This is a genomic window from Micromonospora sp. NPDC049645 (genome assembly GCF_040675155.1).
In the GTDB taxonomy this organism is placed as follows: Bacteria; Actinomycetota; Actinomycetes; order Mycobacteriales; family Micromonosporaceae; genus Micromonospora.
In genome coordinates, this window is sequence record NZ_JBFAOI010000007.1 from 242,094 (window position 1) to 264,208 (window position 22,115).

Below are 22,115 nucleotides of genomic sequence, written 5' to 3' on the forward strand. Positions count from 1 at the left end.
CGCGCAACGACTGCCTACGCCCGGTTGCCCGCACGATCGAAGCGGGCAACCGGGCGCGGCGGTCGGCAAAGCCGACAGGCAGGCAGGCTGACGGGTTCAGGCGGGGCGGCCCGACCCGGAGAGAAGGGCGCGGGTCGCTTCCCAACCTTCGAAGGCCGGGTCGAGCGTGGCCAGGTCAGCCGGGCCGCGCAGCCGTCGCCAGCCCGTGGTGACCGCCACGTCACCCGGGCGTGGGGCATTGGCCCGCGCCTCAGCCGCCGTGGCCGAGTCCAGTTCCAGCGTCGGTAACCAGTCCGGCGCGGGCAGTCGTACCGCGACCCCGAGCAGACCTGGGCCACCGCCCTCGACCGGCGCCACCGCGACCGGCCGGGTGGTGAGTGGGCGGAGCAGCTTGCCGACCGTCAGTGCGGGCAGGTCCGGAACGTCACTGACCAGCACGGCCGCCTGGTCGTACCCCTCCAGCGCGGCGAACACGGCGTTCGGCGTCGGCTCGGCCACCTCGTACACGGCCGTGCCGGGCCACACCAGCGCATCGGCCAGCGCCCGGTCGGCCGGGGTCACCGCGACCGCGACCTCCACCTCGTTGAGCGTGGCGAGCAGGTCGATGACGTCTTCCGCGAGCGCCGACCGCCACTCCGCCAGGTCGACGCCGGGCGGCGACCAGTGCACCGGCCCGAGCAACGCCACCACCACCCGTCGTGCCATCCCCCGACCCTAGCGCCCCAGCCCGAACGGCCACCCCGCCCGGCCCGCCCCATCCCGGCGAGGCTCAACGCCATGATCGACTCGACATCCTTGAAGTCGCGGTGTCCCGAGGCCATCGATAGCGCGATATTCAAGAAACCGAGTGGATCTCGGGATGCGGCGGCGAGGCATGCCCCCGAAGACCCACCCACCCCATCAGGGCCCCGCCCATCACCCAGCCCCGGCTCGACGCTGACCCGACCCGGCCCGGCCCGCCCTGGCCCGGCCCGGCCCCTGACCCAACCAAACCGAGCCCGACCTGCCCTGACCCAACCCGACCCGACCCAGCCCGACCCGACCCGACCTGACCCAACCGGCCCTGGCCCGACCCGGTCCTGGGCCGACCCGCCCGACCTGCCCTGACCCGGCCCCGCCCGGCCCGGCCCGGCCCGGTCCCTGCACCGACGCGGCCCGACCTGCCCTGATCCAACCCAACCCGACCTGCCCTGGCTGAACCCGACCCGACCCTGACTCAACCCGACCCGACGCGGCCCGACCTGCCCTAGCCAAATTCGGCCCTGGCCCGACCCGGCCTGGCCCGACCCAGCCCGGCCTGACCCGACCCGACCCTGGCTCAACCCGACCCGACCTGCCCTGACCCGGCCCGGCCCGGCCCGGCCCGGCCCGACCTGCCCTGGCCCGACCGCCCCGCCCGACCTGACCCGGCCCGGCCGCCCCGCCCGACCTGACCCGGCCCGGCCGCCCAGCCCACCGGCCCACCGGCCCACCCTGGCAGGTTCGGCGGCATGATCGACTCGGCTTCCTTGAAGTCGCGGTGTCCTGGGGCCGTCGATGGCACGGTTTTCAGGAAAGCGAGTGGATCTAGGCTGATCACGCCTCAGACGGCGTCCGGGGCGACACCCGACGGGGCCTGACGCGCCGGCACCCAGGAGCCCCGGCCCGGCCGGGTGTGGATCAGGTGGGAACTGGTGCGCAGGAGGCGGCGGCGACCCCTTCGAGGTAGCCGCGGGCGCGTTCCGCCTTGGGGTAGCGACCGACCAACGCCCAGAACCGGGCGTTGTGGCTGGGCACGATGAGGTGCGCCAGCTCGTGCAGCAACACGTAGTCGATCACCCATTCGGGCATCTCCTGGACGCGGTGCGAGATCCGGATGCTGCGGTCGGCCGGCGTGCAGGAGCCCCACCGGCCGTTCTGGTTGGTGACCCAGCGCACACTGGCCGGCACCGCCTTCGTGGCGTACCCGGCGAGGTAGAGGTCGATGAGCCGGTTGGCGCGGGCCAGCAGTTCGTCGTCGGAGCGGGCGAGTCGCCCCTCCCGGGCGGCGAGCCGGGCGAGCATCCGGTCGACCCACTCGCTCTCCTCGGCTCGGGAGAACTGGTCGGGGATGAGGACGACCACTCGCTCACCGTCACGGTACGCGGACACCGTGCGTCGTCGGCGCTGGCTGCGCCGCACCTCGACGACCGGCTTGCGCGTCCCCGCCATCACGAGCCCGCGCAGCCTCGACTACGTGTCACGAAGGAAAGCTAATGCGTACTGACCAGGGGTCCGCAAGAGTCAACCGCACGACACGCGCCCAGAAAATGGTGATTGGTCGCCAGGCGTCCCGAAAATTTCTTGACGGCGACACCACCGCGCGATCTCGTCACCCTTCGTGAACGCCGACGGCGCCGGTACGCGGCACCTCCCCACCGTAGGTGATCACCGCCCCGGATGCCGTCGCGGGGGCACTCGCACGGGTGGCTGTCAGGGTTTGGTCGGCGTGTCCCCGCCAAACTGACTTATCCGACCTATTTCGCCATGCACACTCTCGACGTCGACTTGCTCACAGTGTCGATGCACAGCTGACATGGAACTGCCCAGACCTGGGTAGGGTCCGCGGACCAGCGGTCACGAAGGTGGCCATGGAGTGAGACCCAGCGTCGGCGCCCCATGTGGCCCGCCGCCGGGCACCCCGCCGGGACGGCATTGACCGGCGGACGAGACGAGGAGGGCACCGTGGCCGACCAGGCCCAGACGACCTACAACGGTTACTGCGTGAAGTGCAAGGAGAAGCGGGACTTCGAGGGGCACGTCGAGGTCTCGAAGACCGGGATGAACATGGCCAAGGGCAAGTGTCCGGTATGCGGCACAACAGTGAACCGCATCCTGGGTAAGGCCAAGGTCTGACCGATACGGGTGGACGGGGGCGGGGTGGCCGGCGGTCACCCCGCCCCCGTCGCCGTTCGGGGTACCGGTTTCGTCGGGCTCGGTGGCCTGTCGGGTGACCGACAACGGGACGAACAGGCTGTGGAAAACCCGGCGAATCCTGTGGATAGCGCTGGACAGCGGCCTGGCCGCCTGTGGACAACGATCGACCGAGCGCGAAGGTGCGGTCACGATTGGTGACCATGAGTCGTACCGCACTGCCTCGCCCCACACTGCTGCCCGGCCTGCACCGGCTCTGGCGGGACCGGCACACCCTGCAGCTCGGCGTCGGGCCCGGCCCGGCCGTCCTGCTGGAGTTGGCCAACCCCCGGGCCGCCCGCCTGCTCGACCTGCTCGACGGCACCCGCAGCGAGCGCGTCGTGCTGGCCCAGGCGGTGACCGCACGGGTCAGCGCCGACGACGCGCGTACCCTGCTCGACAGCCTGCGGGCGGCCGGCCTGTTGGTGCCCGCGCACAGCCTGCTCCCCCGCGAACTGGCCGGTCCGGTCCGGGCCCGGCTCACGGCGGAGGCCGGCGCGCTGGCCCTGACGGCCGCGCGACTGCCCGGCACCCCCGCGCAGGTCCTGCGTCGGCGGCGGGCAGCCCGGGTCCTGCTCACCGGCGCAGGAGCGCTCGGCGGGCCGCTGGCGGTGGCGCTGGCCCAATCCGGCGTCGGGCAGGTGATTCCCCAGCTCACCGGCTCGGTACGCGCCGTCGACCTGGTGGGCACGGGCATTCCCGCGAGCGAACTGGGGCGTCCGCTGGCACCGGCGGTGCGGGCCGCGGTCAACCGGGTCGCACCGGGCACCGGCACCCACCCGAGCAATTCCGGACGGACGGACCTGGTGATCCAGCTCGGCACGGACCGGCCACCCGCGCTGCTCGCCGCCGGTCTCGCCCAGCGCAGGCAGCCGCACCTGCTGGTCACGCTGCGCGAGGGCGTACCGGTCATCGGGCCGCTGGTCCGCCCACCCGCCGGGCCCTGCCTGCACTGCGTCGAGTTGCACCGGGCCGATCGCGACCCGGACTGGCCGCGGCTCGCCGCCCAACTCGCCGCGGCCGACCCGGAGGCCGCCGGTGCGACCGGCACGCTGCTCGCCGCCTGCGGGTACGCGCTGGCCGAGGCGCTGACCCAGCTCGACGGAGGTCAGCCGGAAACGCTGGGTGGGGCCATGGAGATCACCAACGCCGGCCGTTTCCGTCGTCGAGGTTGGCCGCCGCACCCGGCCTGCGAGTGCTCGCAGGGGCGAGTGTCCGCACCAGCCCAGCCGCAGAGCAGCAGCGGGGCCCTCCGGTCGGTAACAATGACCGGGTGACCGACATCCCGCGCCGCGCCGTGTCCCGCACCGCCAAGCTCGCCGCCCTGCCACTCGGCTTCGCCGGCCGGACCGTTCTCGGGATGGGAAAGCGCGTCACCGGGCTCGCCTCCGACGTGATCTCCGCGGAGATCCAGCAGCGCACCGCCGAGCAACTGTTCAGCGTGCTGGGGCAGCTCAAGGGCGGGGCGATGAAGTTCGGCCAGGCGCTGTCGGTCTTCGAGGCGGCGTTGCCGGAGGAGATCGCGGCGCCCTACCGGCAGGCGCTCACGAAGCTTCAGGAGGCGGCGCCGCCGCTGCCGGCCGCCAGTGTGCACAAGGTGCTGGCCGAGCAGCTCGGCCCCGACTGGCGGGACCTGTTCGTCGAGTTCAACGACACCCCGGCCGCCGCCGCCAGCATCGGTCAGGTGCACCGGGCGCGGTGGCGCGAGCCGGGGTTCGACGAGTCGGGCGCGCCGAACAGCCGCGACGTGGCGGTCAAGATCCAATATCCGGGGGCCGGCGACGCCCTGCTCGCCGACCTCAAGCAGCTCTCCCGACTGGGTGGGATGTTCCGCGCCATCCAGCCCGGCCTCGACGTCAAGCCGCTCCTGGTCGAGCTGCGCGAACGGATCACCGAGGAGTTGGACTACGAGCTGGAGGCCGAGTCGCAGCGCGCCTTCGCCGCCGCGTACGCCGACGACCCGGAGATCTACATTCCGGCGGTGGTCAACGCCTCGCCCCGGGTGCTGGTCACCGAGTGGGTGACGGGCACCCCGCTGGCCGACATCATCCGCGAGGGCACCGAGGAGGACCGGGACGAGGCGGGCAGGTTGATGGCCACCCTGCACCTCTCCGCGCCGCAGCGGGCCGGGCTGCTGCACGCCGACCCGCATCCGGGGAATTTCCGGCTGCTGCCCGACGGTCGGCTCGGGGTGATCGACTTCGGTGCGGTGGCCCGGATGCCGGAGGGCACGCCCGAGCCGATCGGCCGCATAGCCGCGATGGCCCTGCGCGGCGACGCCGACGAGGTGGTGGCGGGGCTGCGGTCGGAGGGCTTCATCGGGGCTACCGACGAGATCGACGCCGAGGGGGTGCTCGACTTCATCCGTCCTATGCTGGAGCCCATCGCGGCGGACGGCTTCCGGTTCACCCGGGCCTGGCTGCGGGGCGAGGCAGGCCGACTGGCCAGCCCGCGCTCCCCCACGTACCAGCTGAGCCGGCAGCTCAACCTGCCTCCGTCGTACCTGCTGATCCACCGGGTGACGCTCGGGTCGATCGGGGTGCTCTGCCAGTTGGAGGCGAAGGCCCCCTACCGGAGCATCCTGGAGCGCTGGCTGCCCGGCTTCGCGCCGGTCGCCTGACGACAGGGGGAAGGGCGGGTGCCGGTCGGCACCCGCCCTTCTGCGTGGGGTGGTACTACAGAACGCCCAGGTCGCGAGCCGCCTGGTTGCGGCTGGTCAGTGCGACGGTACGGGCGGATCGGGTTGCCTCAGTGCTCGTGGTGGTACGACCGGCCTGAGGCCGGCGCATTCGAGCCCGGGTCAACGCTTCGTGGAGTAGTTGCATCTCGAAGGCTCCACTCGGAATGTTCAACATCGTCTTCTCACTCACTGCCGGTGTGGCACCGGCGTAGTTGGTACGGGTCGGGAACATGTCAGGCTGCCAGCCGGACCGCGCCGCGCACCTCGGACAGCCCACTGGCTGCCAGGCGCGCCTCGGCCTCGACCCGAAGCGCGGCGTCACGGGCGACGTCCTCCTTACGCGGACGGCCACGGGGCCGCTTACGCGGGACGACCGCGCCACGCTCGAAGATCTCGCCGCCCCAGACGCCCCAGGGCTCCGCTCGCTCAACGGCTCCGGCCAGGCACTCGACGCGCAGCGGGCAGTCCCCGCAGAGCGACTTGGCCAGCTCGAGCTCGGTGGGCGAGTCGGAGAACCACAGGTCGGGGTCGAACTTCCGGCAGGGCAGGTTCGCCTCCAGCTCGACGCTCACGTCGAGGGGGGCCAACGCCAGACTCATCTCCCGGTCACCTCTCTCTCACTTCGATCTCGTGGATCGCATTCCGACGTACTTACGGCGGGCAAAAAACTGAGGCCGCGGATCCCGGTAAGCGGGTTCCGCGGCCTCGAGGTGAGCCGGAGTCTGATGGTCAGACCGGTTTACCTCGAGGTGGAACGCCGCGGACATCCATGCGCTTCTTGGCGACCTGGATGCCATTGCCCGTGGAGCCACTGGTCCCCTCGACTCCGGTTGGCGCGACGGCCAGGATCAGCTCGGCCTGAACCTGGTGCACCTGCGGAACCGACGGTCGTGCGGCCGTGAGGGCCACCCGGCAAGCCGACAGCGGAGCGTGGACAGACGGCATCGCCGTCAGACGCTCATAGGTGAAGATCTTCACGGGTGCCACCTCCCTCACGTTCCTCGGATCGACTGGACCAACCCCCGTGAGCAGCCGGAATGGCGCCGCTCGCGTGGTGTGTCCTGAGGCTATTCCTCGCGCCGGGGCGAGGGCAAACGAATTTACGACGAGATTTCGAAAGTTTTCTCCGGGCAGACATCGTCCACCCCGGCACCAGCCACGAGGGCCAGCACCGACTCCCCGTAGAGGCCCAACTTGCGGGGGCCGATCCCGGCGATGGCGATCAACTCCTCGGACCGGCCCGGTCGGCGCTCGGCCAGCGCGATCAGCGTCGCGTCGGTGAAGACCACGTACGCCGGGACCTTCTGGGCAGCGGCCACCCGCTGCCGCCACTCGCGCAGCCGTTCGTGCAGCTCGTCGTCGATGTCGGACGGGCAGGTGGGGCAGCGGCCGAGCTTGCGGTCCGGGCCGGCGAGCAGGGTGGCGCCGCAGATCCGGCAGGAGACGATCTGGGTGCGTCGCCGCTCGGGACGGCGGGCCGGACCGGTGCCGCCGCTCGCCCGTTCGGTGCCGCCGGAGCGGTCCAGCTGGGGCAGGAACCGCGACGGCCGCCGGGCCCGTCCGCCCGGCGAACGCGCGGCCGCGTACGACAGCCAGAGCCACTCGCGTGCGCGGGTGATCCCGACGTAGAGCAGCCGGCGCTCCTCCTCGACCTGTTCGACGGTCTTGGCGTACGTGGTGGGCAGGGTGCCCTCGGCGAGGCCGACCAGGAAGACCGCGTCCCACTCCAGCCCCTTGGCCGAGTGCAGGGACGCCAACGTCACCCCGTCCACCGTCGGTACGTGCTGCTGGGCGGCCCGGCGGGCCAACTCCTCGGTGAAGTCGGAGAGGGTGACCGGGCGCTCCACCGCGGCGGCCTCGCCGATCGGTACGACCTCGGGGGTCGCCGCGTACTCCTCGGAGAGCTGGACCAGCGCGGACAGCGCCTCCCACCGCTCGCGGGCGGCGCCACCGGCCGGGGGCGCGTCCGGTGCCCAGCCGACGGCGGTGAGCGCCTCGACGACGGCGGACGGCAGCGGTGTCTCCCCGGGGATCGAGCGGGTGGCGGCACGCAGCGCCACCATCGCCTGCCGCACCTCGGCCCGTTCGAAGAACCGCTCCGCGCCCTGCACGACGTATGGCACCGCGGCCTCGGTGAGCGCCTTCTCGTACGCCTCGGACTGCGCGTTGACGCGGAACAGCACGGCGATCTCCCTCGCCGGAGTGCCCGCGTCGATCAGTGACCGGCAGCGCGCGGCCACCGCGTTCGCCTCGGACGGCTCGTCGGTGAAGATCCGCAGGTCCGGCTCGGGGCCGGGTGGGCGCTGCCCGCTCAGCTCCAGCCGCAGGCGCGCCTCGACGCCCCGGGCCTGGGAGATCACCGCGTTGGCCAGCCCGACCACCTGCGGAGTGGAACGGTAGTCGCGGACCAGCCGGACCACGGTGGCGCGGCGGTGCCGGCGCGGGAAGTCGACCAGGTACGCCGAGGTGGCCCCGGTGAACGAGTAGATGGTCTGGCTGGCGTCACCGACCACGGTCAGGTCGTCCCGGCCGCCCAGCCAGGCGTCCAGCAACCGCTGCTGGAGCGGGTTGACGTCCTGGTACTCGTCGACCACGAAGTGCCGGTACTGGCCACGGACCTGCTCGCCGACGTCCGGGTGCTCCTCGATGCCCCACACCGCGGCCCGCAGCATGTCCTCGAAGTCGATCACCCCGTTCGAGCGTTTGAGCTGCTCGTACGCGGTGAACACGTCGGCCACCTTCGCCGGCTCGTGCGGTGTGTCGCGCAGCGCCCGGGCGGCGGCCACCACGTACTCCGTCGGCTCGACCAGCGACGACTTCGCCCACTCGATCTCGCCGGCCAGGTCGCGGGCGGCGGCCCGGTCGGTACGCAGGCCGACCCGGGCGGCGGCGAGGGTGACCAGTCGTACCTTGCTGTCCAGCAGCTCGGGCATGGCCCGGCCGGCCAGCAGCCGGGGCGCGAAGTACCGCACCTGTCGCAGCGCGGCGGCGTGGAACGTTCGCGCCTGCACGCCGCCCACCCCGAGGACGGTGAGCCGACTCCGCATCTCGGCGGCGGCGCGGGCGGTGAAGGTGACCGCCAGCACATGCCGGGGGGAGATCTCTCCGGAGAGCGCCCGGTGGGCGATCCGGGAGGTGATCGCGCGGGTCTTGCCGGTGCCGGCGCCGGCCAGGATGCAGACCGGCCCGGCGGGTGCGGTCACGGCGGAGCGTTGCTCCGGGTCCAGCCCGGCGAGCACCTGTTCCGACGCTGAGTGAACCACCACAACCAGGAATCATCTCAGCTACCCCGAGCGTTGCAGCGAACAGCCTCGGCTTGATCCGCAAGCCGCGGCCGGAGGAGTTGGAGGATCCGACCATGCTGACGATGTATTCAACCCCCTGGTGCGGCTACTGCCACCGGCTGAAGTCGCAGCTCGACCGGGAGGGCATCGGGTACGAGGTGGTCGACATCGAGCAGGACCCGAAGGCCGCGGAGTTCGTGATGAGCGTCAACGGCGGTAACCAGACGGTGCCGACGCTGCGCTTCGCCGACGGCAGTGCGCTGACGAACCCCTCGATCACCCAGGTCAAGCAGCACCTGGAAACCCTCACCGCCTGATCTACCGGTTCATTCTCGGCGAGCGGCCGCCCCAGCTGGGGCGGCCGCTCGCCGTGTCCGGCAACGGCTCACCGCGGCGGCGGTCGTCGGGCGTCGGCAGCCCGGGACGATCGGTGTCCTCGACCGGGCGCCGGGGTGCGGGGAGGGTGGGGCGGGTGGGCGGCGTCGGCGGGCGGGCGCCGGGCGGCGCGCTGAGGTGCCGGCCCCGCCAGAGGTAGCTGCCGGCGGCCAGGGTGGCCACCCCGACCAGCACGAACAGCACCCGGTAGTCCAGGAAACCGACCAGCAGAGCGCCCGCCCCGATGGAGAACGCCTGCGGCCCGCTGACCACCGCCTGGGTCGCGGCGGCGACCCGGCCGACCAGTGGGGGCGGGGTGCGGCGCTGGATCAGCGTGTGCAACCCCACCATCGTCAGCGGGAGCGAGACCCCGGCCAGCAGCACCGCCGCGAACCCGAGCCGCAGATCGGGGTACGCGAGCGCGAGCGCGGCCGGCGAGAAGAAGGCGACCCCGGCGGCGAGTGTGCCGACCTCGCCGAGCCGGCGGACCAGCGTCGGTGAGCAGAGCCCGCCGAGCAGCCCACCCACACCCTGCACGGTGACCAGCACGCCCACGAACGCGGCATCCCGGTTCAGCCCCTGGTCGACGTAGGCGAAGATGAGCGACTCGCTGAAGCCCATCACCAGCGACCCGAGCCCGTAGCCGAGCAGGGCCCGCCGCAGGGCCGGCTCGCCGGCCAGATGCCGCAGGCCGGCGCCCAGTTCGGCCGGCCACCGCAGCCGTACCGCCGGCGGCAGCTGTCGCGGGGTGGGCAGCGCGGTCACCACCGCCGCCGCGGTCAGAAATCCGACCATGCCGATCCCGGCCAGCGCCCACCCGCCGAGCGCCGCGTAGAGCGCGGCGCCCACCAGCGGGCCGACCAGTCGTATCCCCTGGCGGACGGTCTGTAGCACGCCGTTCGCCTCGGCGAGCAGCTCGACCGGCACCATCTCGCGGATGAGCCCGCTGAGCGCCGCGCCGAGCGTGATGGACGACAGCCCGTACAGGGCGGCCACCAGGTAGACGATCCAGACGTCGCCCGCGTCGTGGACGGTGAACAACGGTGCGAGCAGGGCGGCGGTCACCACGTTCGCGGCCACGAAGAACGGCCGGCGTGGGTAGCGGTCGACGACCCACCCGACCAGCGGTGCCAGCGTCATCGGCGCGATGACCGCGAAGATGGTGGCACCGGCCAACCCGTTCGAGCCAGTCAGATCCTTGACCCAGATGGCGAGCGCGAGCAGCAGGATCGACTCGGCGGTCATGCTGGCCAGCAGACCGCCGAACAGCAGGCGGAAGTCGGGTCGGCGCAGGATCGTGCGCATGGGGTCCCTCCGGCGGGATGGCTGCCCAGGTGGGCGAGGTCGACGGTCGCGACCGCGGGTCCGTCGTCGTCCGGCATTCCCGTGGTCCGATTTTCGCAAGACACGCCCCCGCCGGAACCTCCGACACCGGTCGCGCCGTCCATACTGACCGTGGGGGGCGAATTTCATACAGTTACCGTCGCGTCTGCGGCGGTCGACGGGAAAGAGGACACTGTGCCTCCTGCCGCACCCAGCCCGATCCTGCGTCGTCGCCGGTTGGGCATCGAGCTGCGCCGCCTGCGTGAGGCCGCGGGCCTCACGGGCGACCAGGTCATCGAGCGTATCGGTTGGGCCTCCGCGTCCAAACTGTCCCGCTTGGAGAACGGCCGCAGCCGACCGGACCCGCAGGACGTCGGGGCCCTGCTCGATCTGTACGGCGCGGACCAGGCGCTGCACGACGAGCTTCTCGGCATCACCAACGAGGCCGGCGACATGCGCGGCTGGTTGAAGAACTTCCCGGTGATGACGCAGCAGCAGCGCGGCTGGGCCGAGCTGGAGGCGGGCTGCGCGGAGATCTCCGAGTACAACCCGGTGCTGGTGCCGGGCCTGTTGCAGACCCCCGGGTACGCCCAGCTCCGCATCGTGTCGGCCAGTCAGGTGGACGAGGGCGCGCGCGAGCCGGAGCCCGGCGACGAGCCGGAGACCGAGGTGCAGGCACGGCTGGCCCGCCAGTCGCTGCTGACCCGGGAGCCGTACGCGCCCCGCTACACGGCCGTGTTGGAGGAGGCGGCTCTCGGCCGTCGGGCCGGGCCGCCCGAGGTGCTGCACGAGCAACTGCTCCAGCTTTGTGAGCTGGCCCTGCTGCCCAACGTGACTCTGCACGTGCTGCTTCGGGACACCCAGATCGGCAACTGGTATCTTCCGCCGACCGCTTTCTCGGTCTATCGGTTCGCCGATCCTCTCGATCCGGAGACGTTGGCCATCGAAGGTGGCTTCACCGACGTCATGTCGACCGAGGCAATCACGCTAAATCGCTATAAAGTGGTGTTCGAGTGGCTATGCACGGCGGCACTTAACGCCTCGGACACCCTCTCCTGGCTGATCGAGGCGACGGGACGGCTGACCGAGGCGACGCCCCCATCCACAGTGGCGTTCGGGCCGGCAACGGCGCCGACCCAACGTCGCCGGGATTCGGGGCGGCTGACGGACCGGTAATCCACGGGGGACCCTCCGTCGGGACGTGCGGCACCACTCGTCCCATCGGATCGCTTCACATCAGGAGCAGAACCATGAACGACATCCGCAACACGCCGTCCGTCTCCGTCCACTCGTTGGCGGACGCCCCGTGGCGTACCAGCACGCGCAGCCAGACCTCCAACTGCGTGGAGGTCGCCCCACTCGCCACCGGCCCGTCGGCGGTCGCCCTACGCGACAGCAAGGACCGCGGCGGCCCGGTGCTGCTGTTCAACCGCGCCGGATGGCTCGGTTTCATCACCGGAGCAAAGAAGGGCCAGTTCGATCTGAACTGATTCGGTGACTGGTACGGGGCCGTCGGCGCACTGCCGGCGGCCCCGTCGCGTTGCGCCCCGCTGACCCCGCTGAGCAGCCATCCGCCGATCGGACGAGGCTCGAAACCGATAGGCGCGTTTCAGTTGCTGGGACGAACACGGGGCGTAACATGGCCTTCGGATACGTGGAACTTCCACACTGGCTCATCCGTCGCGGTTCATCCGGAGACCCTCATGCGGTTCCTGATCGTTCGCACCGACATCCGCGCCGTCGCCGACGGGGACATCGCCGCCGCCTGGGCGGACGGCCACCGACTCCGCGACGAGACCACCCTGCCCGAGCCGCGACGACAGATCGTGCACGCCGAGGACCGGGACGCCGCGCTGCTGCTGGCCCGCGCTCTGGCGACCGTCGGTGCGGTCCGCGCCGGCAAGCAGCGGGTCAAGGTTCTGCCGCTGGTCGAGCCGCGGCCCGCATTCCGACACCGACCGGGCCGCACCGGGCCCTGATTTCCAGGTCGTCCGTCGTGGTCGGACCGGCTCCCCCGCCGCGTTTTCACGCACCCACCGACCACGACGGCCCGTGTTCCCGGCCCGTGACCGCCGCGGCAACGGCGGCCACGGGCCGGGACCGTGTTCAGCGGTCGGCGTCCACCCAACCGTCCAGCCAGCGGTGGATGAGGAACAGCGCGATCGACGACGGGGGCGGCAGGATCAACCGGGCACCGTCGCCCACGTCCACCGTCTGCCCGGCCAACGCCGCCCCGATCTCCCGGCGAGAGAACCACCTGGCGTACGCGATCTCGGACGGGTCGACCCGCACCGGGTCGGTCGGGCTCGCGGTGGCCAGGAAGCCCAACATCAGCGAGCCGGGGAACGGCCACGCCTGGCTGCCCACGTACCCGATGCGCTCGACTCCGATGCCCACCTCCTCGCGGACCTCGCGCAGCACGGCCGCCTCCGCCGACTCGCCCGGCTCGACGTAGCCGGCCAGGCAGGAGTAGCGCCGACCATCCGGAGTGCCCTGCCAGCTGGCATTGTTGCCGAGCAGACAGCGACCGTCCGAACCTTCCACGCCGTCGTGCACGAGCACGATCATCGCCGGGTCGGTACGCGGCCAGATCCGCCCACCGTTGCGGTCCACCCGGGACCAACCGGCCTCATCCATCACGGTCGGCGCGCCGGTGCTCGTCGAGTAGCCGTGGCGGGTGTGCCAGTTGACCAGGGCCAGCGCGGTGGTGAAGATGCCCGCCTCCCGATCAGCGAGCAGGTGGCCCACCTCGCGAAGGTGGACCGCCCGGGTACCCGGGACCACCGGCAGCGGCGTGTCGACCGCGAAGACCGGCACCCCGTCCGGCTCGACACCCAGGAACATCGCCACCGACTCGGACCCGGCGGGCACGTCGCCCGCCCCGAACAGCACCAACGTCGGAGGCGACGTCTCGGTGCGGGCCAGCGTCCGACCCTCGTCGGTCGAATCGAGCAGCAGCACCCGCGCTCGCAACCACGCCTCGGTCAACCACTGCGCGTCACCCCGCCGGTGCGCCGCCCGATCCAGCGTGGACCGCGCCAACGGCGGCGCCGCCTCCCCGCTCACGCCGTTTGCTCGGTCTGGACCGTGGTCAACGCGGCCAGCCCCGGGGTGACCCGTTCCGCGTCGCCGAGCACCACGATCGCCGCCCGAGCCGGCGCCAGGTACCGGGCCGCCGCCTGCGCGACGTCGTCGATGCTCGCCTTCGCCAACCTCGCCGCGTACTCGGCGAGAAAGTCCAGGCGCAGACCGTTGCCCACGTACGCGCTGGTCAACGCCGCCAGACCGGCCTGGGTGGACATGCCGAGCTGAAGGGTGCCCAGGGCGTACTGCCGGGCCTGCTCCAACTCCTCCGGCTTCGGTGGCAGCGACGCCAACCGACCCAACTCGTACGTCGTCTCCAGCAGCGCCGGACCGGTGACCTCGGTGGCCACGTCGGCGGCGGCGACCAGCACCGACCCGGCGACGGAGTGCTCGATCACCGAGTGCGGGCCGTACGTGTAGCCCTTGTCCTCGCGGATGTTCTCCACCCAGCGGGAGGAGAAGTAGCCGCCGAAGATCAGGTTGGCCAGTTGCAGCGGCGCGTGGTCGGGATCGGTGCGCGGCACCGCCGGAAGCGCGATCCGCAGCGACGACTGCACCGAGCCCGGCCGGTCGACAAGCAGCAGCGGCCCCGGCTCCAGCGGCGGGGTCGCCGGCAGCGTGGCCGTACGCCCGGCACCCGACCAGCCGGCGAGCGCCCGCTCGGCGGCGTCCAACGCCTTCCCCGGCTGCACGTCACCCACCAGCACCAACTGCGCGCCGGCCGGATGGACCCGCTCCGAGTGCAGGGTGCGCAGCGCCGCCGGCCGGACCGCGCGGATCTGACCGGGCTCCGGCGTCTGCGTCGCGTACGGGTGCCGGCCGTAGATCCGCTTCAGCAGCGCCTCCCGGGCCAGGTGCGCCGGCTGGCTCTGCGCCACCTGGATCCGGTCGACCAGCCGGTCCCGTTCGGTGGCCACCTCGTCGCCGGGGTAGCTGGCACCGGTCAGCACCTCGGCCAACAGTTCGAGCATCCGGTCCAGACCGGTGACCAGGCCGGCACCGGAGACCATCAGCCGGTCCGGGTCGACGCCCGCGGAGAGCCCGCCGCCCACCTTCTGCAACTCGGCGGCGATCTGCACGCTGGTCATCGACTCGGTGCCGGAGAGCATGGTCTGCGAGAGCATCGCCCCGCGGGCCAGGTGCACCCGACCGAACGGCACCCACAGCCGCAGTTCGACCAGGGGCACGGCGGGCCGGCGTACGGCGATCACGGTGAGACCGTTGGGCAGCGTGCGCTCGGCCTGCGTGGGCACCTTGAGTTTGCGGGTGGGCCCGAGCGGCGGCAGCGTCCGCGGCCCGGCCGCAGCGGTGGTGGTGGCGGCGGGAGTCATCGGGAACCTCCGGCGATGACCTCGATGGCGGCCCGACGCTCCGGGCGCAGGGTGGCCGCGGCGGCCCGGACCTGCTCCTCGGTGACCTCGCCGACCAACCGGGGCAGCTCGTTGAGCAGGCCCGGCTCGCCCCGTTGCTGTTCCAGCACGGCCATCCGCAGCGCCCGACCGAGTACCGCGTCGGTGTCCCGCAGCAGGTGTGTCGCCATCCGGGCCTGGGTACGGGCCAGCTCACCGTCGGTCAACCCGTCGGTGGCCAACCGGTCCAACTCCTCGTCGATGGTGCGCAACACCTTGTCCACATCGCCCCCGGGCGGCAGGTGCGCCTGCAACAGCAGCGCGGTGGGGTCGCGCACGTCGAACGGGTCGCCCATGAAACCGAGGTATCCGCCGAGGCTGGTCACCGTGCGGTCCCGCTGCACCAGTCGCTCGACCAGTCGGGACGCGTCGCCGTCGGTGAGCACCTCGGCCAGTACCACGTACGGCAGGTAGCCGGCGAAATCGGTGACCGGGTCCGGTACGCGCCAGGCGCCGGCCACCGCCGGCAACGGCGCCAGGGCGTCGGTGTACGAGGTGCGCCGCTCGGCGCTCAGGTCGGGCTCGGTGAAGTCGGGTCGTTGCGGTGCCGGCCGGGCCGGCACGTCGCCGAAGTGCCGGGTGACCAGCTCGGTCGCCTCGGCCACGTCGATGTCGCCGCTGACCGCCAACACGGCGTTGCCGCTGGCGTAGTAGCGGCGGAAGAAGTCCGCGGCGTCGGCGACGGTCGCCGACTCCAGGTCGTCGAAGGAGCCGTAGCCGTCGTGGGCGTTCGGGAAGGTGTCGAACATGACCGGCGGCAGGGTCAGCCAGGGAAAGCCGCCGTACGGACGGTTGAGGACGTTGACCCGGATCTCCTCCTTGACCACGTCGACCTGGTTGCGCAGGTTCTCCTCGGTCAGCCGGGGGCCGCGCATCCGGTCCGCCTCCAGGAACAGCGCGCGTTCCAGCGCGTTGCTCGGCAGCGTCTCGAAGTAGTCGGTGTAGTCCAGGTGGGTGGAGCCGTTGAAGGTGCCACCCGCGCCCTGCACGTGCCGGAAGTGAGCCAGCTTCTCCAGGTTCTCCGAGCCCTGGAACATCAGGTGCTCGAAGAGGTGGGCGAAGCCGGTGCGCCCCTCCGGCTCCGAGCGGATGCCGACGTCGTAGACCACCGCCACCCCGATCACCGGGGCACTGCGGTCGGGGGTGAGCACCACCCGCAGGCCGTTGTCGAGGGTGAACCGCTCGACCGGATACTTCGTCGCTGGAATTCTGGATCTCCGCGCCGCCACGGAGTCGACCCTAGCGCGTCGGCCCCTCCGCCACCCGCGACCTTCCCGGAGCCGCCGCGACCGGGGCCGTCACCAGCGGGGCGTACGCGTCGATTGACGTCGCGACCCCGGCACTGGCGGGCGGGAACGAGCGGAGGGTCGTCGTCGCGGATCCGCCCTCGCGGCGGCCAACGAACGCGGGTTGCCCTAGCAATCTGGTAGGAAATACCGACATAACTGAGGCGCGCCATCCCGCCATGTGGATGGGTCTTGACGCTGACCACGGCCTGGCCCACTCTTCCTACCAACTAAGTAGGAATACTGCGGATTGGATGGACGATGAGACGGCTCCCCCTGCGCCGGTTGGTCACCCTGGCCACCCTCGCCGTGGTCGGCGCGGCGACCCTGGGCAGCACCGCCGCGTGCGGCGACGACAGCGAGGGCGCGGGCGGCGGCTCCGGCCCGGTGACGCTGCGCCTCGGCTACTTCCCCAACATCACTCACGCGCCGGCGGTGGTCGGTGTGGAGAAGGGAATCTTCGCGGAGAAGCTCGGCAGCGACGTCAAGCTGGACCCGAAGACCTTCAACGCCGGTCCGGCCGCCATCGAGGCGGTCTTCTCCGGCGCACTGGACGCCACCTACATCGGCCCCAACCCGACGGTGAACGCCTTCTCCAAGTCCAAGGGCGAGGCCGTCCGGGTCGTCTCCGGCGCCGCCTCCGGCGGCGTGGCGCTGGTGGTGAAGCCGGGCATCAGCGGGGCGCAGGACCTGAAGGGCAAGAAGATCGCCACCCCGCAACTGGGCAACACGCAGGACGTGGCGATCCGGTACTGGCTCAAGCAGCAGGGCCTCACCACCACCAAGGAGGGTGGCGGCGACGTCAAGATCGTGCCGCAGGAGAACGCGCAGACGGTCGAGACGTTCAACAGCGGCACGATCGACGGCGCCTGGGTGCCCGAGCCGTTCGTGTCCCGCCTGGTCAACGCCGGCGGCAAGGTGCTGGTCGACGAGCGCGACCTGTGGCCGGACAAGAAGTTCGTCATCACCAACCTGCTGGTGAGCACCAAGTTCCTCAAGGCACACCCGGACGTGGTGCAGAAGCTGGTCGACGGCCAGGTGGCCGCCAACGAGTTCGTCAACACCAAGCCGGACGAGGCGCAGCAGGCCATCTCCGACGCGATCGGCAAGATCACCGGCAAGCCGCTCGACCTGAAGCTGATCAAGCAGGCGTGGCCGACGTTGGAGTTCACCAACGACCCGATCGCCACCTCGCTCAAGGCCGGGCTCGACCACGCCGTCGACGTCGGTCTGACCGAACCGGTCGACCTCAAGGGCCTGTACGACCTGACCTACCTCAACAAGGCCCTCAAGGCCGCCGGCAAGCCCGAGGTCGTTCAGCCATGACGTCGACCACGACGACGCCGCAGAGCGCGACCACCGCGGTCGCGCTCTCCGGCGTGACCAAGGTGTACGGGCGGGGGGCGAGCGCCGTCCTGGCCCTCGACGGCGTGTCGCTGGACGTCGCGCCCGGCGAGTTCGTCTGCCTGGTCGGCGCGTCCGGCTGCGGCAAGAGCACGCTGCTCAACCTGGTGGCCGGGCTGGACCGGGTCAGCGGCGGGCAGATCACCCTGGCCGGCGACGCCAACCCGGGCCTGATGTTCCAGGAGCCGGCGCTCTTTCCCTGGCTGACCGTCGACGCCAACGTGGAGGTGCCCCTCAAGCTGCGCCGCCTCCCCCGGGCGCAACGCCGCGAACGGGTGGCCGAGCTGCTGCGCACGGTCCACCTGGCCGACTTCGGCCGCAAGCGCCCGCACGAGCTGTCCGGCGGGATGCGGCAGCGCGTCGCGCTGGCCCGCACGCTGGCGCTTGACACTCCGGTGCTGCTGATGGACGAGCCCTTCGGCGCGCTGGACGCGATGACCCGGGACATCCTGCACGACGAGCTGGAACGGATCTGGTCCGAGCGCAACCTCTCGGTGCTCTTCGTGACGCACAACGTCCGCGAGGCGGCCCGGCTGGCCGACCGGATCATCCTGCTCTCCAGCCGACCCGGTCGGATCATCTACTCCACCAGGGTGGACATCCCGCGCCCGCGCCGGATCGACTCCCCCGAGGTCGCCGCCATCGCCGCCGAGGTCACCGAGCGGCTCCGTACGGAGGTGGGCCGCCATGGCCAGTGACACCCTCACCAGTTCGGCGCGTACCGACGCGGAGATCACCGGCCTCGACGCGTTGGAGATCGCCGGCCGGGACAAGGAGGCCACCCGGGGCGCCCGGATCTGGGCGTCCACCTGGCCCAAGCTCGCCGCGCTGGTCATCGCCATCGCCGCCTGGCAGCTCGTGGTCCTCTCCGGCTGGAAGCCGCCGTACTCGCTGCCGGGCCCGCTGGAGGTCGGTCGCGAGTTGATGGCCCAGGCCCAGGGCCCGCAGCTCTGGGACGGCCTGGCCACCACCCTGCGCCGGGCCGCCCTCGGGTACGTCTTCTCGGTCGCCGTCGGTCTGCTGCTCGGCCTCGCGGTGGCCCGGTCCACCGTGCTGCGGGCCGCCATCGGCTCGATGATCACCGCGTTGCAGACCATGCCGTCGATCGCCTGGTTCCCGCTGGCCATCCTGCTCTTCGAGCTGAGCGAGAAGGCGATCTTCTTCGTGGTGGTGCTCGGCGCGGCGCCGTCCATCGCCAACGGGGTGATCTCCGGCGTGGACTACGTGCCGCCGTTGCTGCTGCGCGCCGGTCGCAACCTGGGCGCACGCGGCCTCAACCTCTACCGGTACGTCATCGCGCCGGCCGCCCTGCCGGCCATCGTCGCGGGGCTCAAGCAGGGCTGGGCGTTCTCCTGGCGCAGCCTGATGGCCGGTGAGCTGCTCGTGGTCGGCATCTCGCAGACCTCGCTCGGCGCCCAGCTGACCTACTCCCGCGAGTTGTCCGACGCGCCCTGGCTACTCTCCACGATGATCGTCATCCTGGTCGTCGGCCTCGTCGTGGACGCCGCGTTCGGTGCGGCGGACAAGGCGATCCGGCGCCGCTGGGGCGTACTGGACCAGGCTGGTCAGTGAGGTGTTCGTCTCCGCGCGCAGCGACTATGCGCTCCGGGCCATGCTCGCCGTCGCCGCCGCCGCAGGTGGCGGCGACGGCGGCAGAGTCGCTGAGTTGGTGAAGGCGGCCAGCCTGGCCGAGACGCAGGACATCCCGCTCAGTTTCCTGCAGGGCATCCTGCTCGACCTGCGGCGGGCCGGTCTGCTGCACAGCCATCGCGGCGCCGACGGCGGGTACGCGCTGACCCGTCCACCCGACGAGATCACCGTCGGGGACGTGCTACGCGCGGTCGGCGGCTCGCTGACCACGGTGCGCGGCCTGCCGGCCGAGCGGGCCGGCTACCACGGGGTGGCCGCGGGGTTGACCGACGTCTGGCTGGCGGTGCACGGGGCGATCGCCACCGTGGTCGACAGCACCACCCTGGCCGACCTGCTCACCCACGCCCCCACCACTCCCTGAGTCGACGAGGCGGCGTGGTCGGGCCGGTGCCCCGCCGAGGCGATGTGGTCGGGCCGGTGCCCCGCCGACCCGACCACATCTCGCACCGATCCTGACCGCGCCTGCCCCTCCGCCGGCGCCGGTAGGCCGGTCGTCGCTCAACCCACGTGCGCGACCCCCGGGCCGGGGCCCGGGTCGCCGGGACTGTGCAGCTCCACCAGACCGGCGGGAGCGTTGCCCGCCGAGGTGGCGTGCCAGGGTGCGAAGGCCGCAACCATGGCGAGCAACAACCCGGCGAGCGCGACCGCGACGACCAGGATCAGCTCGCGCAGTGCGCCCGAGCCGGTTTCGCCCGCCATGGTCACCCCTCCCGTGCCGGGCCCCCCGCCCGACTTCCCCCGTCGGTCAGCCTCGACCACCACCGTGCGGGGCGCAGTCGGCCAGCCGACCCAGCGGAGGCTGATTACCGACTCAGAAGGGTGCTCCGCACGGCGCGGCCGGCTGACCGGTCGGTCCGCCAAGACAGCCGACCGGCCCGGAACACCACGCAGACAAAACCGACCCGCCCCGCCGAAGCGGAACGGGTCGGTCGACGCGCAGAAGATCAGACGGTACGCGGGCGACGCGGACGACGGGACCGGCCCGACGCGCGGTGCGCCGGCCGGGCGCCGCCCTCGGTGGCCGAACCGCCGGCGGTACGAGGCCGAGCGGCAGGCACCTGCGGAGCGACGATGGTCACCGGCACACCGGACGGTTCGCGGGCGCCGGTCACCCGGGCCAGCGCCCCGTCACCCGGGCGCACCTGGACCGACTCGGGCCGGATGCCCGCCGTGGCCATCAGCCGGGACACGTCCCGGCGCTGCTCCGGCAGGACCAGCGTGACCACGGAGCCGGACTCACCGGCACGGGCGGTACGGCCGCCCCGGTGCAGGTAGTCCTTCGCCTCGGTCGGCGGGTCCACGTTGACCACCATGTCCAGGCCGTCCACGTGGATGCCACGCGCCGCCACGTCGGTGGCGACAAGCGCGGTCACCTGGCCGTTGCGGAACTGCTCCAGGATCCGGGTGCGCTGCGGCTGGGACTTGCCGCCGTGCAGCGCGGCAGCCCGTACGCCCTTGGCGAGCAGTTGGCGGGCGAGCCGGTCGGCGCGGTGCTTGGTGCCCATGAACAGGATGGTGCGGCCCTCACGGGCAGCGATCCGGGTCAGCGCGTCGGGCTTGTCCGCGGCGTCGACGTGCAGTACGTGGTGGGTCATGGCGGTGACCGTCGCGGTGCCCGGGTCCACCGAGTGGGTGACCGGGTTGCTCAGGAAGCGGCGGACCAGCCGGTCCACGCCGCCGTCCAGGGTCGCGGAGAAGAGCATCCGCTGCCCCTGCGGCGCGACCTGCTCCAGCAGCTTGGTGACCTGCGGCAGGAAGCCCATGTCGGCCATCTGGTCGGCCTCGTCGAGCACGGTGATCTCGACCTGGTCGAGCCGGGCGTCGCCACGGTTGATCAGGTCGTGCAGCCGGCCGGGGGTGGCGACGACGACCTCGGTGCCGGCGCGCAGGGCGTCCGCCTGCCGCTGCAACGACAGGCCGCCGACGACGGTGGCGCAGCGCAGCCCGACGGCGCGGGCGTACGGAGCCAGGGCGGTGGTGACCTGCTGGGCCAGCTCACGGGTCGGCACCAGCACCAGGGCCAGCGGGCGACCCGGCCGGGCCTTGCGGCCGGCGGTGCGGGACAGCAGCGGAAGCCCGAAGGCGAGGGTCTTGCCGGAACCGGTACGGCCCCGGCCCAGCACGTCCCGGCCGGCGAGCGAGTCGGGCAGCGTCGCCGACTGGATCGGGAACGGCTCGGTGATGCCCTGCGCGGTCAGCGCGGTGAGCAGCGCCGGCGCCAGACCGGACTGAGCGAAAGAAGGAATAACTGTGGTCATGCGGAAGCCTTCCTCGACGCGGCACGTGTCGAGGGAGGGCGCCGAAGTCGGCGCTGTCACCGGCGGAAAAGGCCGCCAGGACTCACAAGCACGAACCGAAGGGAGTACAGGCCGGCCCGCCGCCGGGCCGCCGCCTGCGGAGGCAGGCGGCAGCGGGGCGGGCCGGTCCCGTCACCGTCACACCCGGAGGGCGCGACAGGTAATGCTGACCGATCCGAAGATCAGAGCGGGCGGATGTTCTCCGCCTGCGGGCCCTTCTGGCCCTGGGTCACCTCGAACTCGACCCGCTGGTTCTCGTCCAGGCTCCGGTAGCCGGAGGACTGGATCGCCGAGAAGTGGGCGAAGACGTCGGCGCCGCCGCCGTCCGGGGTGATGAAGCCGAAGCCCTTGTCAGCGTTGAACCACTTCACGGTGCCAATAGCCATGTGTTT

General features: G+C 72.0%; 23 protein-coding genes. 11 read left to right on the plus strand and 12 right to left on the minus strand.

The genetic code is table 11. From position 1 onward, the window contains the following. Positions 1-96 precede the first annotated feature (96 nt). On the minus strand, positions 97-705 hold the full coding sequence (locus tag AB0J33_RS18485; protein WP_363615010.1) for a hypothetical protein: 609 nt from the start codon (positions 703-705) through the stop codon (positions 97-99). Between the two features lie 954 nt (positions 706-1,659). Further along, positions 1,660-2,190, minus strand: coding sequence for a M48 family metallopeptidase (locus tag AB0J33_RS18490; protein WP_363615012.1), 531 nt, complete (start codon positions 2,188-2,190; stop codon positions 1,660-1,662). Between the two features lie 513 nt (positions 2,191-2,703). Here AB0J33_RS18490 and AB0J33_RS18495 point away from each other — a divergent pair. The 3 genes from AB0J33_RS18495 (at position 2,704) to AB0J33_RS18505 (ending at position 5,551) form a co-directional block, all read left to right on the plus strand. Further along, positions 2,704-2,874: a DUF5679 domain-containing protein gene (locus tag AB0J33_RS18495; protein WP_167457767.1), complete on the plus strand. Its 171-nt coding sequence runs from the start codon at positions 2,704-2,706 to the stop codon at positions 2,872-2,874. Between the two features lie 221 nt (positions 2,875-3,095). Continuing rightward, a complete protein-coding gene (locus AB0J33_RS18500) occupies positions 3,096-4,208 on the plus strand; it encodes a TOMM precursor leader peptide-binding protein (protein WP_363615014.1) in 1,113 nt (370 codons plus the stop codon). Next, entirely contained in the window at positions 4,205-5,551 is a 1,347-nt protein-coding gene (locus tag AB0J33_RS18505; protein ID WP_363615016.1) for an AarF/ABC1/UbiB kinase family protein, read from the plus strand. Before AB0J33_RS18500 ends, AB0J33_RS18505 begins: the two co-directional genes overlap by 4 nt. 293 nt (positions 5,552-5,844) lie before the next feature. Here the strand turns inward: AB0J33_RS18505 and AB0J33_RS18510 are convergent, their stop codons facing one another. The 3 genes from AB0J33_RS18510 to AB0J33_RS18520 form a co-directional block, all read right to left on the minus strand. Then, positions 5,845-6,210, minus strand: coding sequence for a WhiB family transcriptional regulator (locus AB0J33_RS18510; protein WP_363615018.1), 366 nt, complete (start codon positions 6,208-6,210; stop codon positions 5,845-5,847). 130 nt (positions 6,211-6,340) lie between these two features. After that, positions 6,341-6,589, minus strand: coding sequence for a hypothetical protein (locus AB0J33_RS18515; RefSeq protein ID WP_363615020.1), 249 nt, complete (start codon positions 6,587-6,589; stop codon positions 6,341-6,343). A gap of 122 nt (positions 6,590-6,711) precedes the next feature. Then, on the minus strand, positions 6,712-8,877 hold the full coding sequence (locus AB0J33_RS18520; RefSeq protein WP_363615022.1) for an ATP-dependent DNA helicase UvrD2: 2,166 nt from the start codon (positions 8,875-8,877) through the stop codon (positions 6,712-6,714). 92 nt (positions 8,878-8,969) lie between these two features. Here AB0J33_RS18520 and AB0J33_RS18525 point away from each other — a divergent pair, with 92 nt between their 5' ends. Continuing rightward, the gene (locus AB0J33_RS18525; RefSeq protein WP_139582276.1) at positions 8,970-9,212 is read left to right on the plus strand and encodes a mycoredoxin; all 243 of its coding nucleotides are present in this window, start codon (positions 8,970-8,972) and stop codon (positions 9,210-9,212) included. Between the two features lies 1 nt (position 9,213). Here the strand turns inward: AB0J33_RS18525 and AB0J33_RS18530 are convergent, their stop codons facing one another. Next, the gene (locus AB0J33_RS18530) at positions 9,214-10,575 is read right to left on the minus strand and encodes an MFS transporter (protein WP_363615025.1); all 1,362 of its coding nucleotides are present in this window, start codon (positions 10,573-10,575) and stop codon (positions 9,214-9,216) included. 213 nt (positions 10,576-10,788) lie between these two features. Between AB0J33_RS18530 and AB0J33_RS18535 the strand changes: the two genes are divergently transcribed. The 3 genes from AB0J33_RS18535 to AB0J33_RS18545 all read left to right on the plus strand — a co-directional run bounded on the left by AB0J33_RS18535 (position 10,789) and on the right by AB0J33_RS18545 (position 12,572). Next, positions 10,789-11,769: a helix-turn-helix transcriptional regulator gene (locus AB0J33_RS18535; RefSeq protein ID WP_363615027.1), complete on the plus strand. Its 981-nt coding sequence runs from the start codon at positions 10,789-10,791 to the stop codon at positions 11,767-11,769. Between the two features lie 74 nt (positions 11,770-11,843). Next, on the plus strand, positions 11,844-12,083 hold the full coding sequence (locus tag AB0J33_RS18540; RefSeq protein WP_363615029.1) for a DUF397 domain-containing protein: 240 nt from the start codon (positions 11,844-11,846) through the stop codon (positions 12,081-12,083). 213 nt (positions 12,084-12,296) lie between these two features. After that, on the plus strand, positions 12,297-12,572 hold the full coding sequence (locus tag AB0J33_RS18545; RefSeq protein WP_363615031.1) for a hypothetical protein: 276 nt from the start codon (positions 12,297-12,299) through the stop codon (positions 12,570-12,572). A 127-nt stretch (positions 12,573-12,699) separates the two neighbouring features. Here AB0J33_RS18545 and nudC read toward each other — a convergent pair whose 3' ends face one another. From nudC to AB0J33_RS18560, 3 genes are read right to left on the minus strand one after another with little or no spacing between them, the layout of a single operon-like run. Then, positions 12,700-13,659 (minus strand): NAD(+) diphosphatase, encoded by a 960-nt coding sequence (gene nudC / locus AB0J33_RS18550; protein ID WP_363615033.1) that lies wholly within the window; start codon positions 13,657-13,659, stop codon positions 12,700-12,702. Then, positions 13,656-15,008, minus strand: coding sequence for a pitrilysin family protein (locus tag AB0J33_RS18555; RefSeq protein WP_363615035.1), 1,353 nt, complete (start codon positions 15,006-15,008; stop codon positions 13,656-13,658). Before AB0J33_RS18555 ends, nudC begins: the two co-directional genes overlap by 4 nt. Further along, the gene (locus tag AB0J33_RS18560) at positions 15,005-16,315 is read right to left on the minus strand and encodes a pitrilysin family protein (RefSeq protein WP_363615037.1); all 1,311 of its coding nucleotides are present in this window, start codon (positions 16,313-16,315) and stop codon (positions 15,005-15,007) included. Before AB0J33_RS18560 ends, AB0J33_RS18555 begins: the two co-directional genes overlap by 4 nt. A 318-nt stretch (positions 16,316-16,633) precedes the next feature. Between AB0J33_RS18560 and AB0J33_RS18565 the strand changes: the two genes are divergently transcribed. The 4 genes from AB0J33_RS18565 to AB0J33_RS18580 are packed head-to-tail and all read left to right on the plus strand — an operon-like array spanning position 16,634 to position 19,787. Then, positions 16,634-17,698, plus strand: a complete 1,065-nt coding sequence (locus AB0J33_RS18565; protein ID WP_363615039.1) for an ABC transporter substrate-binding protein — start codon at positions 16,634-16,636, stop codon at positions 17,696-17,698. Continuing rightward, entirely contained in the window at positions 17,695-18,474 is a 780-nt protein-coding gene (locus AB0J33_RS18570; RefSeq protein WP_363615041.1) for an ABC transporter ATP-binding protein, read from the plus strand. Before AB0J33_RS18565 ends, AB0J33_RS18570 begins: the two co-directional genes overlap by 4 nt. Then, complete coding sequence (locus tag AB0J33_RS18575; RefSeq protein WP_363615043.1) at positions 18,464-19,348, plus strand: ABC transporter permease; 885 nt, start codon at positions 18,464-18,466, stop codon at positions 19,346-19,348. The genes AB0J33_RS18570 and AB0J33_RS18575 overlap by 11 nt, the downstream gene beginning before the upstream one ends. Position 19,349: 1 nt before the next feature. Beyond that, positions 19,350-19,787 (plus strand): Rrf2 family transcriptional regulator, encoded by a 438-nt coding sequence (locus AB0J33_RS18580; protein ID WP_363615045.1) that lies wholly within the window; start codon positions 19,350-19,352, stop codon positions 19,785-19,787. A gap of 137 nt (positions 19,788-19,924) precedes the next feature. Here the strand turns inward: AB0J33_RS18580 and AB0J33_RS18585 are convergent, their stop codons facing one another. The 3 genes from AB0J33_RS18585 to AB0J33_RS18595 form a co-directional block, all read right to left on the minus strand. Continuing rightward, entirely contained in the window at positions 19,925-20,125 is a 201-nt protein-coding gene (locus AB0J33_RS18585; RefSeq protein ID WP_363615047.1) for a hypothetical protein, read from the minus strand. 245 nt (positions 20,126-20,370) lie between these two features. Beyond that, positions 20,371-21,684 (minus strand): DEAD/DEAH box helicase, encoded by a 1,314-nt coding sequence (locus AB0J33_RS18590; protein ID WP_363615049.1) that lies wholly within the window; start codon positions 21,682-21,684, stop codon positions 20,371-20,373. A 221-nt stretch (positions 21,685-21,905) separates the two neighbouring features. After that, on the minus strand, positions 21,906-22,109 hold the full coding sequence (locus tag AB0J33_RS18595) for a cold-shock protein (RefSeq protein WP_007464836.1): 204 nt from the start codon (positions 22,107-22,109) through the stop codon (positions 21,906-21,908). Between the last annotated feature and the right edge of the window lie 6 nt (positions 22,110-22,115).

What these genes read in the sequence shown, in the direction of transcription:
- AB0J33_RS18485 (WP_363615010.1), bottom strand. Translation starts at nt 705, where the DNA reads ATGGCACGACGGGTGGTGGTGGCGTTGCTCGGGCCGGTGCACTGGTCG.
- AB0J33_RS18490 (WP_363615012.1), bottom strand. Translation starts at nt 2,190, where the DNA reads ATGGCGGGGACGCGCAAGCCGGTCGTCGAGGTGCGGCGCAGCCAGCGC.
- AB0J33_RS18500 (WP_363615014.1), top strand. Translation starts at nt 3,096, where the DNA reads ATGAGTCGTACCGCACTGCCTCGCCCCACACTGCTGCCCGGCCTGCAC.
- AB0J33_RS18510 (WP_363615018.1), bottom strand. Translation starts at nt 6,210, where the DNA reads ATGAGTCTGGCGTTGGCCCCCCTCGACGTGAGCGTCGAGCTGGAGGCG.
- AB0J33_RS18525 (WP_139582276.1), top strand. Translation starts at nt 8,970, where the DNA reads ATGCTGACGATGTATTCAACCCCCTGGTGCGGCTACTGCCACCGGCTG.
- AB0J33_RS18530 (WP_363615025.1), bottom strand. Translation starts at nt 10,575, where the DNA reads ATGCGCACGATCCTGCGCCGACCCGACTTCCGCCTGCTGTTCGGCGGT.
- AB0J33_RS18540 (WP_363615029.1), top strand. Translation starts at nt 11,844, where the DNA reads ATGAACGACATCCGCAACACGCCGTCCGTCTCCGTCCACTCGTTGGCG.
- AB0J33_RS18545 (WP_363615031.1), top strand. Translation starts at nt 12,297, where the DNA reads ATGCGGTTCCTGATCGTTCGCACCGACATCCGCGCCGTCGCCGACGGG.
- AB0J33_RS18555 (WP_363615035.1), bottom strand. Translation starts at nt 15,008, where the DNA reads ATGACTCCCGCCGCCACCACCACCGCTGCGGCCGGGCCGCGGACGCTG.
- AB0J33_RS18565 (WP_363615039.1), top strand. Translation starts at nt 16,634, where the DNA reads ATGAGACGGCTCCCCCTGCGCCGGTTGGTCACCCTGGCCACCCTCGCC.
- AB0J33_RS18570 (WP_363615041.1), top strand. Translation starts at nt 17,695, where the DNA reads ATGACGTCGACCACGACGACGCCGCAGAGCGCGACCACCGCGGTCGCG.
- AB0J33_RS18575 (WP_363615043.1), top strand. Translation starts at nt 18,464, where the DNA reads ATGGCCAGTGACACCCTCACCAGTTCGGCGCGTACCGACGCGGAGATC.
- AB0J33_RS18585 (WP_363615047.1), bottom strand. Translation starts at nt 20,125, where the DNA reads ATGGCGGGCGAAACCGGCTCGGGCGCACTGCGCGAGCTGATCCTGGTC.
- AB0J33_RS18590 (WP_363615049.1), bottom strand. Translation starts at nt 21,684, where the DNA reads ATGACCACAGTTATTCCTTCTTTCGCTCAGTCCGGTCTGGCGCCGGCG.
- AB0J33_RS18595 (WP_007464836.1), bottom strand. Translation starts at nt 22,109, where the DNA reads ATGGCTATTGGCACCGTGAAGTGGTTCAACGCTGACAAGGGCTTCGGC.